General features: G+C 55.8%; 11 protein-coding genes. 8 read left to right on the forward strand and 3 right to left on the reverse strand.

What is annotated here, in order from left to right; translation table 11 throughout:
* Positions 1-40: 40 nt before the first annotated feature.
* Positions 41-1,558 carry a CoA-acylating methylmalonate-semialdehyde dehydrogenase gene (locus AC1RN6_RS20290; RefSeq protein ID WP_493007236.1) on the reverse strand — a complete coding sequence of 506 codons (1,518 nt, stop codon included), beginning with the start codon at positions 1,556-1,558 and terminating at the stop codon, positions 41-43.
* A gap of 203 nt (positions 1,559-1,761) precedes the next feature.
* Here AC1RN6_RS20290 and AC1RN6_RS20295 point away from each other — a divergent pair, with 203 nt between their 5' ends.
* A complete protein-coding gene (locus AC1RN6_RS20295; RefSeq protein WP_493007237.1) occupies positions 1,762-2,643 on the forward strand; it encodes a LysR family transcriptional regulator in 882 nt (293 codons plus the stop codon).
* 438 nt (positions 2,644-3,081) lie between these two features.
* Positions 3,082-3,390, forward strand: coding sequence for a 2Fe-2S iron-sulfur cluster-binding protein (locus AC1RN6_RS20300; protein ID WP_493007373.1), 309 nt, complete (start codon positions 3,082-3,084; stop codon positions 3,388-3,390).
* Between the two features lie 362 nt (positions 3,391-3,752).
* Here the strand turns inward: AC1RN6_RS20300 and AC1RN6_RS20305 are convergent, their stop codons facing one another.
* Together AC1RN6_RS20305 and AC1RN6_RS20310 are read right to left on the reverse strand one after the other, a co-directional pair.
* A complete protein-coding gene (locus AC1RN6_RS20305) occupies positions 3,753-5,777 on the reverse strand; it encodes an AsmA family protein (protein ID WP_493007238.1) in 2,025 nt (674 codons plus the stop codon).
* Positions 5,778-5,834: 57 nt separating this feature from the next.
* Positions 5,835-6,785 (reverse strand): LysR family transcriptional regulator, encoded by a 951-nt coding sequence (locus AC1RN6_RS20310; protein ID WP_493007239.1) that lies wholly within the window; start codon positions 6,783-6,785, stop codon positions 5,835-5,837.
* A 199-nt stretch (positions 6,786-6,984) separates the two neighbouring features.
* Here AC1RN6_RS20310 and AC1RN6_RS20315 point away from each other — a divergent pair, with 199 nt between their 5' ends.
* The 6 genes from AC1RN6_RS20315 to gyrB all read left to right on the forward strand — a co-directional run bounded on the left by AC1RN6_RS20315 (position 6,985) and on the right by gyrB (position 14,942).
* On the forward strand, positions 6,985-7,227 hold the full coding sequence (locus AC1RN6_RS20315; protein ID WP_493007240.1) for a hypothetical protein: 243 nt from the start codon (positions 6,985-6,987) through the stop codon (positions 7,225-7,227).
* A 425-nt stretch (positions 7,228-7,652) separates the two neighbouring features.
* Positions 7,653-7,973: a hypothetical protein gene (locus tag AC1RN6_RS20320; protein ID WP_493007241.1), complete on the forward strand. Its 321-nt coding sequence runs from the start codon at positions 7,653-7,655 to the stop codon at positions 7,971-7,973.
* 299 nt (positions 7,974-8,272) lie between these two features.
* The gene (locus AC1RN6_RS20325) at positions 8,273-9,040 is read left to right on the forward strand and encodes a class II glutamine amidotransferase (protein ID WP_493007242.1); all 768 of its coding nucleotides are present in this window, start codon (positions 8,273-8,275) and stop codon (positions 9,038-9,040) included.
* Between the two features lie 332 nt (positions 9,041-9,372).
* The gene (gene dnaA / locus AC1RN6_RS20330) at positions 9,373-10,800 is read left to right on the forward strand and encodes a chromosomal replication initiator protein DnaA (protein ID WP_493007243.1); all 1,428 of its coding nucleotides are present in this window, start codon (positions 9,373-9,375) and stop codon (positions 10,798-10,800) included.
* A gap of 386 nt (positions 10,801-11,186) precedes the next feature.
* Positions 11,187-12,293 (forward strand): DNA polymerase III subunit beta, encoded by a 1,107-nt coding sequence (gene dnaN / locus AC1RN6_RS20335; RefSeq protein WP_493007245.1) that lies wholly within the window; start codon positions 11,187-11,189, stop codon positions 12,291-12,293.
* 150 nt (positions 12,294-12,443) lie between these two features.
* Positions 12,444-14,942 (forward strand): DNA topoisomerase (ATP-hydrolyzing) subunit B, encoded by a 2,499-nt coding sequence (gyrB, locus tag AC1RN6_RS20340; RefSeq protein ID WP_493007246.1) that lies wholly within the window; start codon positions 12,444-12,446, stop codon positions 14,940-14,942.
* Positions 14,943-14,962: the final 20 nt, after the last annotated feature.

A 14,962-nucleotide genomic window follows, 5' to 3' on the forward strand; every position in this document is an offset into this window, starting at 1 on the left:
TTGCTGGACGACAGTGAGTGGTGGTCTCAATCGTCTTTGCTTACTTCGCCACCGGCATCGTAAATTCCGCGCCCTTACCGATAGTAGCCGACCAGCGCTGCATGATCGATTTATAACGTGTGTAGAACTTGATCCCCTCTTCACCGTAAGCGTGCGTATCGCCAAACAACGAGCGCTTCCAGCCGCCAAACGAGTGCCACGCCATCGGCACCGGAATCGGCACGTTGATACCCACCATGCCGACCTGGATGCGACGCGAAAATTCATGCGCAGTATTGCCGTCGGCAGTGAACAGCGACACGCCGTTGCCGTATTCATGTGCATTGATCAGACGCACTGCTTCGGCAAAGTCCGGCACGCGCACCACGCACAGCACCGGCCCGAAAATTTCTTCCTTGTAGATCTTCATGTCCGGTGTGACGTTGTCGAACAAAGTGCCGCCGACGAAGAAACCGTTTTCATGACCCGGCACGCTGACGCCGCGACCGTCTACCAGCAGCTTGGCGCCGGCTTTCACGCCGTCGTCGATATAGCCTTCCACTTTAGCCTTGTGGGCAGCAGTCACCAGCGGGCCCATCTCAGCGTCAGCTTCCATGCCATTCTTGATCTTCAACGCCTTCACGCGCGGGATCAGCGCTTCGACCAGCTTGTCGGCCACGCTGCCGACCGCCACCGCCACCGAAATCGCCATGCAGCGTTCGCCGGCGGAACCGTAAGCGGCGCCGATCAATGCATCGACCGCCTGTTCCAGATTCGCATCCGGCATCACCACCAGATGATTCTTGGCGCCGCCCAACGCCTGCGCGCGCAGCGGATAGGTGCCGGCGCGCTTGGTGGCTTCGCTGTAGATGTATTCGGCAATCGGCGTCGAACCGACGAACGATATTGCCTGCACTTCCGGATGCTGCAACAACGCGTCAACCGCGACCTTGTCGCCCTGAACCACGTTGAACACACCGTCCGGCAACCCGGCGCGCTTGAACAGATCGGCCAGCATCAGCGACGGCGACGGATCGCGCTCGGAAGGCTTCAGGATAAAACTGTTGCCGGTCGCAATCGCCAGCGGCGCCATCCACAGCGGTACCATCACCGGGAAATTGAACGGCGTGATACCGGCCGTCACACCCAGCGGCTGACGCAGATTCCAGTTGTCGATGCCGCCGCCGATGTTGTCGGTGAATTGCGTCTTCAACAGTTGCGGCACGCCGCAGGCGAATTCGACGATTTCCAGACCGCGTGTGACTTCACCCTTGGCATCGGAAAACACCTTGCCATGTTCACGCGTGATCGCCGCAGCCAAATCGTCATGATGCTGCTCTATCAGTTCCTTGAACTTGAACAGCACGCGCGCACGCTTCAGCGGGGCAGTCTCAGCCCAGGCCGGAGCAGCAGCGCTCGCAGCGGCAACGGCAGCATTGACTTCAGCGGTCGACGCCAGCACCACCTTGGCCGACACCTCGCCGGTCGCAGGATTGAACACGTCTTGCTGACGCCCGCTTTCGGACGGAGTGACGCGGCCGTTGATGTAATGCTGAATGGTGGAAGATGCGGCAGTCATAAGTATCCCTTTGGTGATCAATGAATATAGTTGGCCTGGAGATTGCTGAAAATGGCTTATTTGTTTGGTTTTAGAAGAATATAGCCTCGAATGAAATGAATCCAATCAGTTATTATCAATAGCAATATAAAAATAACTGATAATCAATGCATTATTAAAATCTACCGCTAATGACAGTTGACGACTTTTAATCAAACTTAATCATGGATTTCACACAATTACGTGCTTTTGTTGCGGTTGCTCAGGAAGGCAACCTGACACGCGCCGCAGAAACTCTTCATGTCACCCAGCCTGCCGTCAGCCTGCAAATCAAATTGCTGCAGGAAAGACTGAATCTCACCCTGTTCACGCGCACCAGCGCAGGCATGAAACTCACCAACGAAGGCAGCAAACTGCTCCCGGTCGCGGAACGGGTTCTGCACACCCTGCAAGAATTCCATCAACATGCCAATGCCTTGCACAGCAGCGCCGGCAACCTGATTGGCACACTGGCCATCGGCACTATCCTGGATCCGGAATTCATCCGTCTCGGCGCTTTCCTCAAATTGCTGGTGGAACGTCATCCACAGCTATCCACACGTCTTCAACACCATATGTCGGGTTCGGTACTTCAGCAAGTCAAAGCCGGGGAGCTGGATGTCGGCTTTTTTCTCGGTTCGCCGGGCAAAGGCTTCCATAGCCTGACGTTGACTCATTTCACCTACAACGTCATTGCGCCAGCCGGTTGGAAAAGCCGGGTTGCCGGCAAGGGCTGGAAGGAGTTGGCACAACTTCCCTGGATCTGGACGCCGCCGGAGTCCGCGCATCACCGTCTGCTAAACCGGGTTTTTGCCCAATACAAGCTCACGCCCAATGCAGTTGCGCTGGTCGATCAGGAATCTTCCATGCTGGATCTGGTGAAATCCGGCGTCGGGCTATCGCTGGCACGGGAGTCAATCGCTCTCAGTCAGGCGCATGCCCATGGCCTGGTGATTGCCGATGCGGTGGATTTGTCGACCGAGCTCTCTTTTATTTCTCTTGAGAAACGTAAGAGTGAACCGGCAATCAGTGCGGTGTTCGCCTTGTTGCAGGATGTCTGGTCCTGATTGATGTTGTTTGAAAGGAATTTTTACGTTTTCCCGAGAATAACGTGAGTTTGGTTTTTAAATTAATAGGTTATATATATAAATAGTAGTAGTAGTTAACAGGACCGCTTTTCTGTGGATAACCCGGTAAACCAAAATCAAATCATGGGTTTACGAAATTCATAACCGCTTGGCAAGTCTTGTATAGCAAAAGAACAGATGGTGGATAGAAAATAGACATGTGAAGAACTTTTGACCTATCCCCATTCCGCACAAGAGATATGCAGAGACTTATCCACAGATGGTCTTGAAAATGCCTTGAAAATCGGTTTTTCAAGTCTTTTTGTCTGATCCCTCGAACTGTCGATGGGGAAAGTGCTGATTTCATCACGGTCGCTTCATTTCCTTCTGAATGACCTGCAAGACGTCGCCACAGCAAAAACAAACAAATTGATGCCCATGGACGAGCAAGACCAAAAAAACGCCTACAAGGTGCTCATCCAGCCCTCAGGGCTGGAATTTATCGCGAAGCCGGCTTTGTCGTTACTCACGTCGGCACAACAGGCCTTCATTCGCATGCCCAGTTCTTGCCGCAATGGAACATGCCGCACCTGTCTTTGCTTTTTAAAAAGCGGACAAATCAGTTATCAGATCGATTGGCCGGGATTGACCCGAGAAGAAAAAGCCGAAGGTTGCATCTTGCCCTGTGTCGCGGTCGCTGAATCGGACCTGGTGCTTGAAGTGCCTGATGCGATTTCTTTGAAATGATCGGCAGAGCAAGTTCTGAATCTCCGAATCGATTTTCTTTTTTTAGGTGATTCGGCCGGGAAGGAAGAGAAAAAAGGTTTTCTGGTTTTTATATAGATGTTTATATATATAAATAGTAGTAGTAGTTAACAGGGGCCCTTTTCTGTGGATAACCCGGTAAACCGAAATCGAATCAGGTGTTTACGGAAATGATAAACGCTTGGCAACACGTGTATGACTGAAGAACAGTTGTTGGATAGATTTTGGCGCTGTGAAAAAGTCTTGCACTATCCCCAAACCGCGCAAGACTTATTCACAACATTATCCACAGATGGTTTTGTCGAACCAAGTTAAAGAAAACCATCGTCGACAAAACCTTGAAATCACCTGGCAGCCTGTACCGGCTTGCCTTTGTAGGTTTTACCAGGCGGCGGCGCGGTAGGTTTTTTCTGGACTTCCTGCAGTAAATTGGCGCAATCGGTTTGCTGTTCTCCACTGATGTTGATCAAGGGCAGAATGGCCGCAACCGGTGCGACGACACCCAGCAAAATGGCGCCGCCGGCTTTCAGCGCCAGGGTGCCTTTGTCGACGCCGAAGTCTGGATCCTTGAACGGACCGGTGACATACAGCGGCGAGCGCAGCGAAATAATCCGCAGACCCTTGCTGCGCGGATTGATAGTCAGATTTAGTTGCTCCTGGGCCAGATTGATGTCGCCGGTGATGTTGACGATCGCGTCGTCGGTATCCAGCGTAAAGGTGCGTGCCTGCATCAGGCCGTTGGTCACCGCAAAGTCGCTGGCCATGCAATTGAGCTTGACCTGCTTGTCGCCGAACAGCTTCGACACCACCACATTGCCGATATTCAGTCCCATCTCTTCCAGCAACAATTTGCTGATGGCGCCGTGATTGATCAAGGTTTTCAATTCACCATTCGATGAGCCGAGCATGGTTGCGACCGAATTGCCGGTGGCGGTCAATGCTGCATCGCCGTTGATTTCACCAAAGCTGGTTTGTGCCGCATCGAGATTTGGGAACAACTGCTGAATCTTGATACGCCGCGCTGACAGCTTCAGCTCCGATTTCATCTTCGGGGCGCTGCCGTCGAGCTTGATGTTGGAGGTAAGGTTGCCGCCGGCGATACCGAAGTTCAAGGGCGTCAGCTGCAGTACCTTGTTGTTCAGATGCAGATCGGCGCGGATGTCGGTGATGGGCAGATTCTTTTCCTTCACTACCTTATGCGCAGTGAGTTTGACGTCGGCGTCCAATGCATCCCAGGCATCGGTCTTGAATTCCTTGACCGGCAGAACCTTGTTCGATGGCTGGCGCTCTTCCGCGCCGCGCTCCGCTTTTTTCGCGTTGGAGTCGGCACCGATCAGCGGCGCCAGATCTTCAAACTGCAACAGGTTGGAAACGATTTCACCCTTGAGCAGCGGCCGCGGTTGTTTCAATTGATATTCCAGGGTGCCGCCGATGTCGCTGGAGCCGACCTTGCCGTTGAATTTTTCGTAGATCCAGTCGCTCTGCTTGGGATCAAGCTTACCGATCAGATGGCCGGAAGTGGAAAACGGCGGAGTCTCCGGCAGTAGCACGCCAGTCAGCGGAAACAGATGCGCCATGCTATCGCCCGACACATTCAGCTGCAGGTCGAGTGCGGCAAGTTCTTGCGGTTTGGTGAGTGTGCCTTTGACGGCGATGCGGGTTTTGCCGACGCGCACATCGGCTTCCAGCGGATAAGGTTTGCTTTCATCCTGCAGCGACAACACGCCGCCGGCTTTGCCTTCGCCACGAATATCGGCCTTGTTGAAAGTGCCTTTGACGTTCCAGCCGATGCCGTAGATTTTTTCCTTGTCCGGATCGAGCGTGTCGATGTCAGCCTTGGCATCGATCTTCTGGATTGCATCATCAAGCTGCACGCTGCCTTTGCGAATCACGATTTTCTCGGGACGAAATTCCCAGGCCGAGGGACCGTCCGATTTGAAGGTCCAGTTATTGACCGCGTCCTTGTTGCGCAGCAGGACAACTTGCGGCGTGTCTGCCGCCAGCGAAGGCAAGACGATCTTATGCTGCAGCAGCGGCCATGGATTGAGCGTCACATCCAGCTGCTTGATCGCAACCATGCTGGAGTTGGCTGGCGCCCAGTCGGGATTGCCGAGCACGATGTCGGCGGCGCTTACGTGCGGCCACGGAATCCATCTGGCCCAGCTGGTTTGCGGCGATTCCGGTTTTTGCCATTTGACGATCAGGTCGCCCTGAATGGCGAAGTGGCGGCCTGTGGCATCGCTGACGCGCTGGTTGATCCAGGGACGCGCGCGATTCCAGTCAAAATTGACGATCAGAACGATCAACAAAATGATGAGAGTCAGAAAACCCGCGAAACTTAGTCCAATTATTTTTGACGTTCGTGGCATAAATCATCCTAGTGAAAAGTGATCAGCGCCAGCCGCATCAAGGGAATCAGGACATCGTCAGCGCTTCATATTGATACGACCGAATTCGTCATGAGTTGTTGCACTTAAATGTGCGCGCAACCATTTATGCGACGGGCTGCGCGCATCGCGTTCATGCCACAGCATGTCCACATGTTCTTCCGGCGTTTTGAACGGAAGCTCTTTCACCACCAGCACTTCCGTCATGCCGGTCGCTGCGATCAGATGGCGCGGCAACACCGTAATGAGTTCCGAACTGGCGACGATGCGTCCGGCCGTGAAGAACTGGTTCACCGTCAGCAAAATCTTACGTTCGCGTCCCATGCCCGCGAGGACATCATCGATCACCGCGTGGGGTTTGCCCGACAGACTGACCAGCAAGTGATCCGCCGAGCAATAGTTGTCGAGATTCAGTTCCTTGTCGGCCAGCGGGTGGTTCTTGTGCATCACGCACACGTATTGCCCGGTGTACAGACGCTCGTGGCTGATCTGTGTTTTCAGGCCGTCGGCCAGCTGCGCCGTCACGCCGGGGAAAAAACCAACCGCCAGATCGACATCGCCGCGCAACAGCATTGCGCGCGGGTCGCGCGTCGTCAGCGGCATCATGCGGATCTTGATGCGCGGGGCGTCGCGCATGATGGTGCGCACCAGCGATGGCAGCCACAACGCCGCCGTCGCATCGACCATCGCCATGCGGAAAGTATTCTGCGCGCGCGACACATCGAAGGTTTCCGGCGTGATTACCGCTTCCAGCTCCGACAGGGCGCGGCGTACGGTCGGCCACAATTCTTCGGCGCGCGGCGTCGGCTTGACGCCGTGGGCGGTGCGGATCACCAGTTCGTCATTGAGCGTATCGCGCAGACGGCGCAGGGCGTTGGACACCGCCGGCTGCGTCATCGCCAGCAAATTGGCGGCGCGCGTCAGGTTCTGTTCTGTCATGACCGCGTCGAAAACGCGCAACAAATTCAGGTCGAGAGTCAAAAAGCTCATATCAGCCGCACCTTAATGTGGACGTAAATAAGGACGTAAAGGACATGGACGAAATAAACGACGGAAAAAGGAAAGACGGACGCATCAAAATAATAATATTCACAAAATCGATAACTGATATCCAAAACCGAAATTGGCAAAGCGAGTCATGGATCATTACACTGCAATGCAACATAACACATTTCGCAAGGAGTCCATCATGACTACATTGACCGCTAATTACTCTGCAAAGAACACTGGCACTGCTTCCGGCAAGATCGGCACTGCACTGCGCAACATCTTCGTTCGTTTCGTGCAAGCCCACGAATCGCAAGCCGCTCTGCTGACTGCTGACCAACACATCGTTGACGGCGCTGCGCAAATGAACCGCCTGGCGAACAAGTTCGAATCGACTCAGCCTAACCTGGCTGCTGAACTGCGTTTCATCGCTTCCCGCGGTTAATCACAGTCAGTCGTTGTTAAGTTTTTGCAGTACTACAGTGCGGTGATGTAGTTCGGAACGCGCCGGTAATCTGGCTATAACGACGCTTTCCACCGCTTCTGTAGCGCAACACCCCATTCAGTCTTGTGTTTTGATGCTCGTACCGACGTCTTGAGGCGGTACTGACTGCGCGACATAAGAAACTGTCCGGCGTCTCCTCCTCCCTCTTTAGGAAGGATTTCCCCGCAAGCTTCGGCTTTGCGGGGATTTTTTTGTCCGCATTTTTCAATGTCTGTGACTACATACTTTGAGAATAATGCAGGACGGCGCTATTCACAATCCCTATATCTGATATCGAAACATGAAATTGGCAATGCGAGGCGGGGGTGCATATACTGCAATGCAACAAGAGAAGAAATTTATTCGATATCAGGGAAATCAATATCATGTCCGTTCTAGCCATCGCCTTTCCAGTTGAAGCCGCCGTTCCGGTCGCGCAATCGCTGATCGGTGCAACCGTCGCCTTCATGCGTCCGTTGCTGGGTCTGGGCGTGCTGGTCACCCTGCTGATGGTTTTCAAGCCGCTGGTCATGGGCATCGTCCGCGCCGCCATTGTATTGGTCGTGCCGCGCAAGTCGCTGGAACAACGCGTGCGTCAGCATCGTTTCAACGGCGTCAAGATGCTCAACCGCATGGCCAACGATTACAGCCGTTCACAACCGAGTTTTGCCGCAGAACTGCGCAACCTGGCCGCCAGCGACAGATAACAGTCAGCAATGACTGCGCTGAGCACCAGAGGAAACATCAAGCGAAAGATTAAGCACTACGTACCGAGTCTCCTCCTCCCTCTTTAGGAAGGATTAAGCCCCACGAGCCCCAATTCGTGGGGCTTTTTTTATTTTCGAAACGATTTTTACCGCAATTGAACGAAATTGCCGTCATTCCGGCTTTCTCGGCGCCAGCCTGCGTGATACCGTAAGGTCTTGCCGGCATCTCATTGGTCATTGTGATCGTTGCCGGCGCTCCTTATCAACACTTACTCCAGCCTCACCGCTTCGCCGACATCATGTGCCAGTTACTCGGGATGAATTGCAACACGCCCACCGACATCGTTTTCAGCTTCACCGGCTTTGCAAATCGCGGCGGATTAACGGATCACCACAGCGACGGCTGGGGCATCGCCTTTTTTGAAGGCTCCGGCGTACGCCACTTCGTCGACTACCAGTCCGCGGTCACCTCGCCGGTCGCCGAGTTGATCAAAAGCTGCCCGATCAAATCCCAGCACGTCATCGCCCACATCCGCAAAGCCACGCAAGGCCGCGTTTCGCTGGCCAATTGCCATCCTTTCGTGCGTGAATTGTGGGGGCGTTACTGGGTGTTCGCCCACAACGGCGACCTCAAGAATTTCACCCCGACCCTGCACGGCCCGTACCGTCCGGTCGGCACCACCGACAGCGAACTGGCTTTTTGCTACCTGTTGCAGCAGCTGCGCAACCGTTTCGGCGAAAACCTGCCTCCATTGGCCGACCTGACGCAGGAGTTGCGCGAACTTACACACTATATCGCCGGACATGGTCCGTTTAACATGCTGTTGTCGGATGGATCGGCGCTGTTCTCGCATTGCTCCACCAATCTGTACTACATTATCCGCCAGCATCCGTTCACCTCGGCGCATCTGTCCGACCAGGACATTTCTGTGGATTTCTCCGAAGTCACCACGTCCAAAGACCGCGTCGCCGTCATCGTCACCCAGCCGCTGACTACCAACGAAACCTGGACCCAGTTCCAGCAAGGCGAGCTGAAAGTCTTCGTCGACGGCGCTGTTGTTGAATGATTAATTGCATGATTAATTATTAAGCAGGCCGCTCCCACAGCGCCGCCGCGGCGCATTGCCCTCGTGGGAGCGCCGGCCGGTTTCCCGCATTCTTATCGGCGTCCCCTCTGTCAAGCGTCATTCTTCGATATTTCCGCTCAAGCTTTTGGCAGCTATCGATATACATTTTTACTCTGTCAAAAGCCGTCGCTGCCTGTGGATAACTTTTCCTCATCAGAGTAAAATAGCGCGATGCGCAGTGTTGACATCAGGCTTTCCCCAAGTCAGCTCGGCACGCTTTTTCTGCGCAATTGCACCTCATATTTGCCCCTCATATTTAGATAAGAAGATTCATGGAAAATTTTTGGCAGGCTTGCTCCGCAAAGCTGGAGCAGGAACTGACGCCGCAGCAATATAGCGCCTGGATCAAGCCTCTGGCTCCGCTTGATTACGAAGATGGCCGCCTGCGTATTGCCGCGCCCAACCGTTTCAAGCTCGACTGGGTCAAGACCCAGTTCGCCAGCCGCATCACGACGATCGCCTCCGAGTACTGGGAAATGCAGATCGACGTCGAATTCGTGCTCGATCCGCGTATCGGCGCCGCCCGTCGCGCTGCAGCTGCAGCGCCGATGCCTGCGGGCGCCGCCGGCATGCACAGCAACGGCGGCAACAGCCACGGCACCATGCTTGACGGTTATCCGACCGGCATCCAGGAATCGCTGGTCGAACCGGCCCCGCCGCCGGTCACGCCGCGCCAGGAGTTGTCGCGCATCAACTCGGTGCTTACCTTCGACAACCTCGTCACCGGTAAAGCCAATCAGCTCGCGCGCGCCGCTGCGACCCAGGTCGCCAACAATCCCGGCGTATCCTACAACCCTCTATTCCTGTACGGCGGCGTCGGCCTGGGCAAGACCCACGTCATTCACGCCATCGGCAACCAGGTGCTGGCCGACAATCCCAACGCCAAGATCCGCTACATCCACGCCGAGCAATACGTGCGCGACGTGGTCACGGCCTATCAGCGCAAGGGTTTCGACGACTTCAAGCGCTACTACCACTCGCTCGACCTGCTGCTGATCGACGATATTCAATTCTTCGGCGGCAAGAGCCGCACCCAGGAAGAATTCTTCTACGCCTTTGAAGCGCTGATCGCCGCCAAAAAGCAGATCATCATCACCAGCGACACCTATCCCAAGGAAATCAGCGGCATGGATGACCGCCTGATTTCGCGCTTCGATTCCGGCCTGACCGTCGCCATCGAGCCGCCCGAGCTGGAAATGCGCGTCGCCATTCTGATGAAAAAGGCCACTCTGGAAGGCGTCCAGCTGTCCGACGACGTCGCCTTCTTCGTCGCCAAGCACCTGCGCTCCAACGTCCGCGAGCTTGAAGGCGCCCTGCGCAAGATCCTGGCGTACTCGCGCTTCCACGGCAAGGACATCACCATCGATGTCGTCAAAGATGCGCTAAAAGATCTCTTATCCGTCCAAAACCGCCAGATCTCCGTCGAAAACATCCAAAAAACCGTCGCCGACTTCTTCAACATCAAAGTCGCCGACATGTATTCCAAGAAGCGTCCGGCCAATATCGCCCGTCCGCGCCAGATCGCCATGTACCTGGCCAAGGAACTGACGCAAAAAAGCCTGCCGGAAATCGGCGACCTGTTCGGCGGCCGCGACCACACCACTGTGCTGCATGCGGTACGCAAGATATCCGCCGATCGCACCAAAAACCCGGAATGCAACCACGAACTCCACGTCCTGGAACAGACCCTGAAAGGTTAGGAATCGGCTTCCAAAAGAGCCTAATTTGCCCCTTGAAGAGGGGTTGATTTGATACAATGAGAGAGTTGGTCCGGTTTGTCCCGGCGACTCTTTTGTTGCCAAAAAAGCATGGCGCGGTCAGTGGGCTTTATGCAGCCGTCATCGCCATGTCATTGGGTGGGCATACCGTAAGCGAGGATGGATTCGTCGCGCAGCAAGATGTAGCGCAGCAGCACAGAGGCAGCAGCAAGCCCGCGCTACCGCAACGAAGCCCTTTTCAAATTGCAGCAGATTGCGGAAACGACGGCAAAACTGAGCGCAGACGGAGGACCAGACCGGATTGCAGACAGAATTTGAAAGCGGCTTTCAGCATCCTTTAAACCACTACTAGCAAGGATATAGAGACTATGCAATTGGTCAAAACCCAACGAGATACGCTTCTCCGGCCACTGCAAATAGTGAGCGGTATTGTCGAGCGTCGGCACACATTGCCGATTCTGGCCAATATCCTCATTCGCAAGGACGGCGAAAAAGTATCTTTCCTCTCGACCGACATCGAAGTGCAGATCACCACGCACGCCGAAGTCGGTTCCGGTAGCGAAGCCACCGCCACCACCGTCGCCGCGCGCAAACTGCTCGACATTCTGCGCGCCCTGCCCGATTCGGGCGAAGTGACGGTCACCCTGTCCAACAAGCGCCTGACGGTGCAATCCGGCAAGTCGCGTTTCGCCCTGCAAACGCTGGCCGCCGAAGAATTCCCGACCGTCGCCCAGGCCGAGCACTACAACGCGCAAGTCACGCTGCCGCAAAAGACCCTGAAGCACCTGTTCAACATGGTCCACTTCTCGATGGCGCAGCAAGACATCCGTTACTACCTCAACGGCCTGCTGCTGGTCGTCGAAGGCAAGAACGTCATCGCCGTCGCCACCGACGGTCACCGCCTGGCCTTCTGCCAGGTCGCGACCGAGCAAGAATTCCCGCGCCAGGAAGTCATCATCCCGCGCAAGACCATCATCGAACTGCAGCGTCTGCTGGACGAAAGCGAAGAACCGGTTCAACTGGAAATCGCCAACAACCAGGTCAAGCTGACCTTCGCCGATATCGAACTGATCTCCAAGCTGGTCGAAGGCAAGTTCCCCGACTACACCCGCGTGGTGCCGAAGGGCTACAAGAACAACTTCACCATCGGCCGCGAACAACTGCTGCGCTCGCTGCAACGCGCCGCGATCATGACCAGCGACAAGTTCAAGGGCGTGCGCTGGGTGATTGCACCAGGCAGCCTCAAGATCAGCTCCACCAACGCCGACCAGGAAGAAGCGGTTGAAGAACTCGAAATCGACTACGGCGGCGACAGCGTCGACATCGGTTTCAACGTCACCTACCTGCTCGACGTGTTGAACAACCTCAAGGGCGACTACGTCAACATCGCCCTGGGCGACGCCAACTCCTCCGCATTGATCACCATTCCCGACAATGCCGATTTCAAATACGTCGTCATGCCGATGCGCATTTGATTTCAGTTAGCCGAAAGTAGACGAGGGGCCGTGCGTAAGACGGCCCTTCGCCACTTTTAAGAATTCGGTTTCATCGCCGATTTCAGCAGTTTCTTTGTAGTTCCTTAGTATTTAGTCAGGCAGTTCCGTTAGTTTTTTCAGAAGGTAGCCATGTCCCAAGTCCCAGCAGACAACACCGATCAACCGCAACAAAATCAATATGGAGCCTCCTCCATCCAGATTCTGGAAGGTCTGGAAGCGGTCCGCAAACGTCCCGGCATGTACATCGGCGACACCTCTGACGGCACCGGCCTGCACCACCTCGTCTTCGAAGTCCTGGACAACTCCATCGACGAAGCCCTGGCCGGTCACTGCACCGAAATCCACGTCACCATCCACTCCGACAACTCGATCTCCGTCACCGACAACGGCCGCGGCATCCCGACCGGACTCAAGATGGACGACAAGCACGAGCCAAAACGCTCCGCAGCCGAAATCGTCATGACCGAGCTCCACGCCGGCGGCAAGTTCGACCAGAACTCCTACAAAGTCTCCGGCGGTCTGCACGGCGTCGGCGTCTCCTGCGTCAACGGCCTGTCCAAACTGCTGCGCCTGACCATTCGTCGCGACGGCAAAATGTACGGCATGGAATTCGTGCGCGGCATCCCGCAAGACCGCCAGATCGAAATCGTCGACGGCGTGCAGGTCTCCCCGATCAAAGTCCTCGGCGACACCGACAAGCGCGGCACCGAAGTCCACTTCTGGGCCGACGAAGAGATCTTCACCCACGTCGAATTTCACTACGAAATTCTGGCTAAGCGCATCCGCGAGCTGTCCTTCCTCAACAACGGCGTGCACATCAAGCTGACCGACCAGCGCACCGGCAAGGAAGAAGACTTCGCCTTCGAAGGCGGCACCCGCGGTTTCGTCGAATACATCAACAAGAACAAGAGCGTTCTCAACCCGACCATCTTCCAGGCCACCGGCGAACGCATGTCGGACCAGAACACCAACATCAGCGTCGACGTCTCCATGCAATGGAACGACGCCTACAACGAACAGGTGCTCTGCTTCACCAACAACATCCCGCAACGTGACGGCGGCACTCACCTCACCGGCCTGCGCGCCGCGATGACCCGCGTCATCAACAAGTACATCGAAGAAAACGACTTCGCCAAAAAAGCCAAGGTCGAAGTCTCCGGCGACGACATGCGCGAAGGCCTCACCTGCGTCCTCTCCGTCAAAGTCCCCGAGCCCAAGTTCAGCTCGCAGACCAAAGACAAGCTGGTATCGAGCGAAGTCCGCGGCCCGGTGGAAGAAATTGTCGCCAAGACCCTCACCGACTTCCTGCAAGAAAAACCGAACGACGCCAAGATCATCTGCGGCAAGATCGTCGAAGCCGCGCGCGCCCGCGAAGCCGCACGCAAGGCACGCGAACTGACCCGCCGCAAAGGCGTCATGGACGGCCTCGGCCTCTCTGCCAAACTGGCCGACTGCCAGGAAAAAGATCCGGCGCTGTGCGAACTCTACATCGTCGAGGGTGACTCCGCGGGCGGCTCGGCCAAACAAGGCCGCGACCGTAAATTCCAGGCCATCCTGCCGCTGCGCGGCAAGGTCTTGAACGTCGAAAAAGCGCGCTTCGAAAAGATGCTCTCCTCCGAGCAGATCACCACCCTGATCGCCACCCTCGGCACCAGCATCGGCCCTGATGAATTCAACGCCGACAAACTGCGCTACCACCGCATCATCATCATGACCGATGCGGACGTTGACGGCGCCCACATCCGCACCCTGCTGCTCACGCTGTTCTATCGCCAGATGCCGCAACTGGTCGAACGCGGCCACATCTACATCGCCCAGCCGCCGCTCTACAAGGTCAAGGCCGGCAAGGACGAGCGCTATCTGAAAGACGACGTCGAAGAAGCGCACTACATGATGCAGATCGCTCTGAACGATGCAGAGCTGGTCCCAAGCGAAGGCGCAGCCCCGATCAGCGGCGCCCCGCTGACCGAACTGGTCCGTCAGTACAACACCGCCAACGCCATCATCATGCGCCTCACCCGCATGATCGACGCCACCGCGCTGTCCGCCATCATGACCGGCGTCACCCTGCAACTGAACACCGCAGCAGAAGCCGAGCAATCCGCCGCCGCATTGAAGGCAGCCATCAACGAACCGGGCATCGACGTCATCGTCCGCTCCGACGAGCTGACCGACAAGCACATCCTGCGCATCCAGCGCATGTACCACGGCAACATCAAAGTCACCGCCATCGACACCGACTTCGTCAACGGCCCTGACTATCAGGTGTTGGCAAACGCAGCTGCAACCTTCCGCGGTCTCATCGGCCGCGGCGCACTGATCCGCCGCGGCACCGGCGACAAGATCAAGGAAAGCGCCATCAGCGACTTCCACCAGGCCATGGCATGGCTACGCGAAGAAGCCGAACGCGGCGTCAGCAAGCAGCGATACAAAGGTCTGGGTGAAATGAATCCGGAACAGCTGTGGGAAACAACGATGGACCCAACCGTCCGCCGCCTGCTCAAAGTGCAAATCGAAGACGCGATCGCCGCGGATCAGATTTTCATGACGCTGATGGGGGATGACGTGGAACCGCGCAGAGCGTTTATTGAGTTGAATGCGCTGCAGGCTGGGAATATTGATGTCTGATTGGCATTGTAGATAGACAC

It is taken from the genome of Herbaspirillum sp. GW822-FHT03A08 (assembly GCF_058801885.1).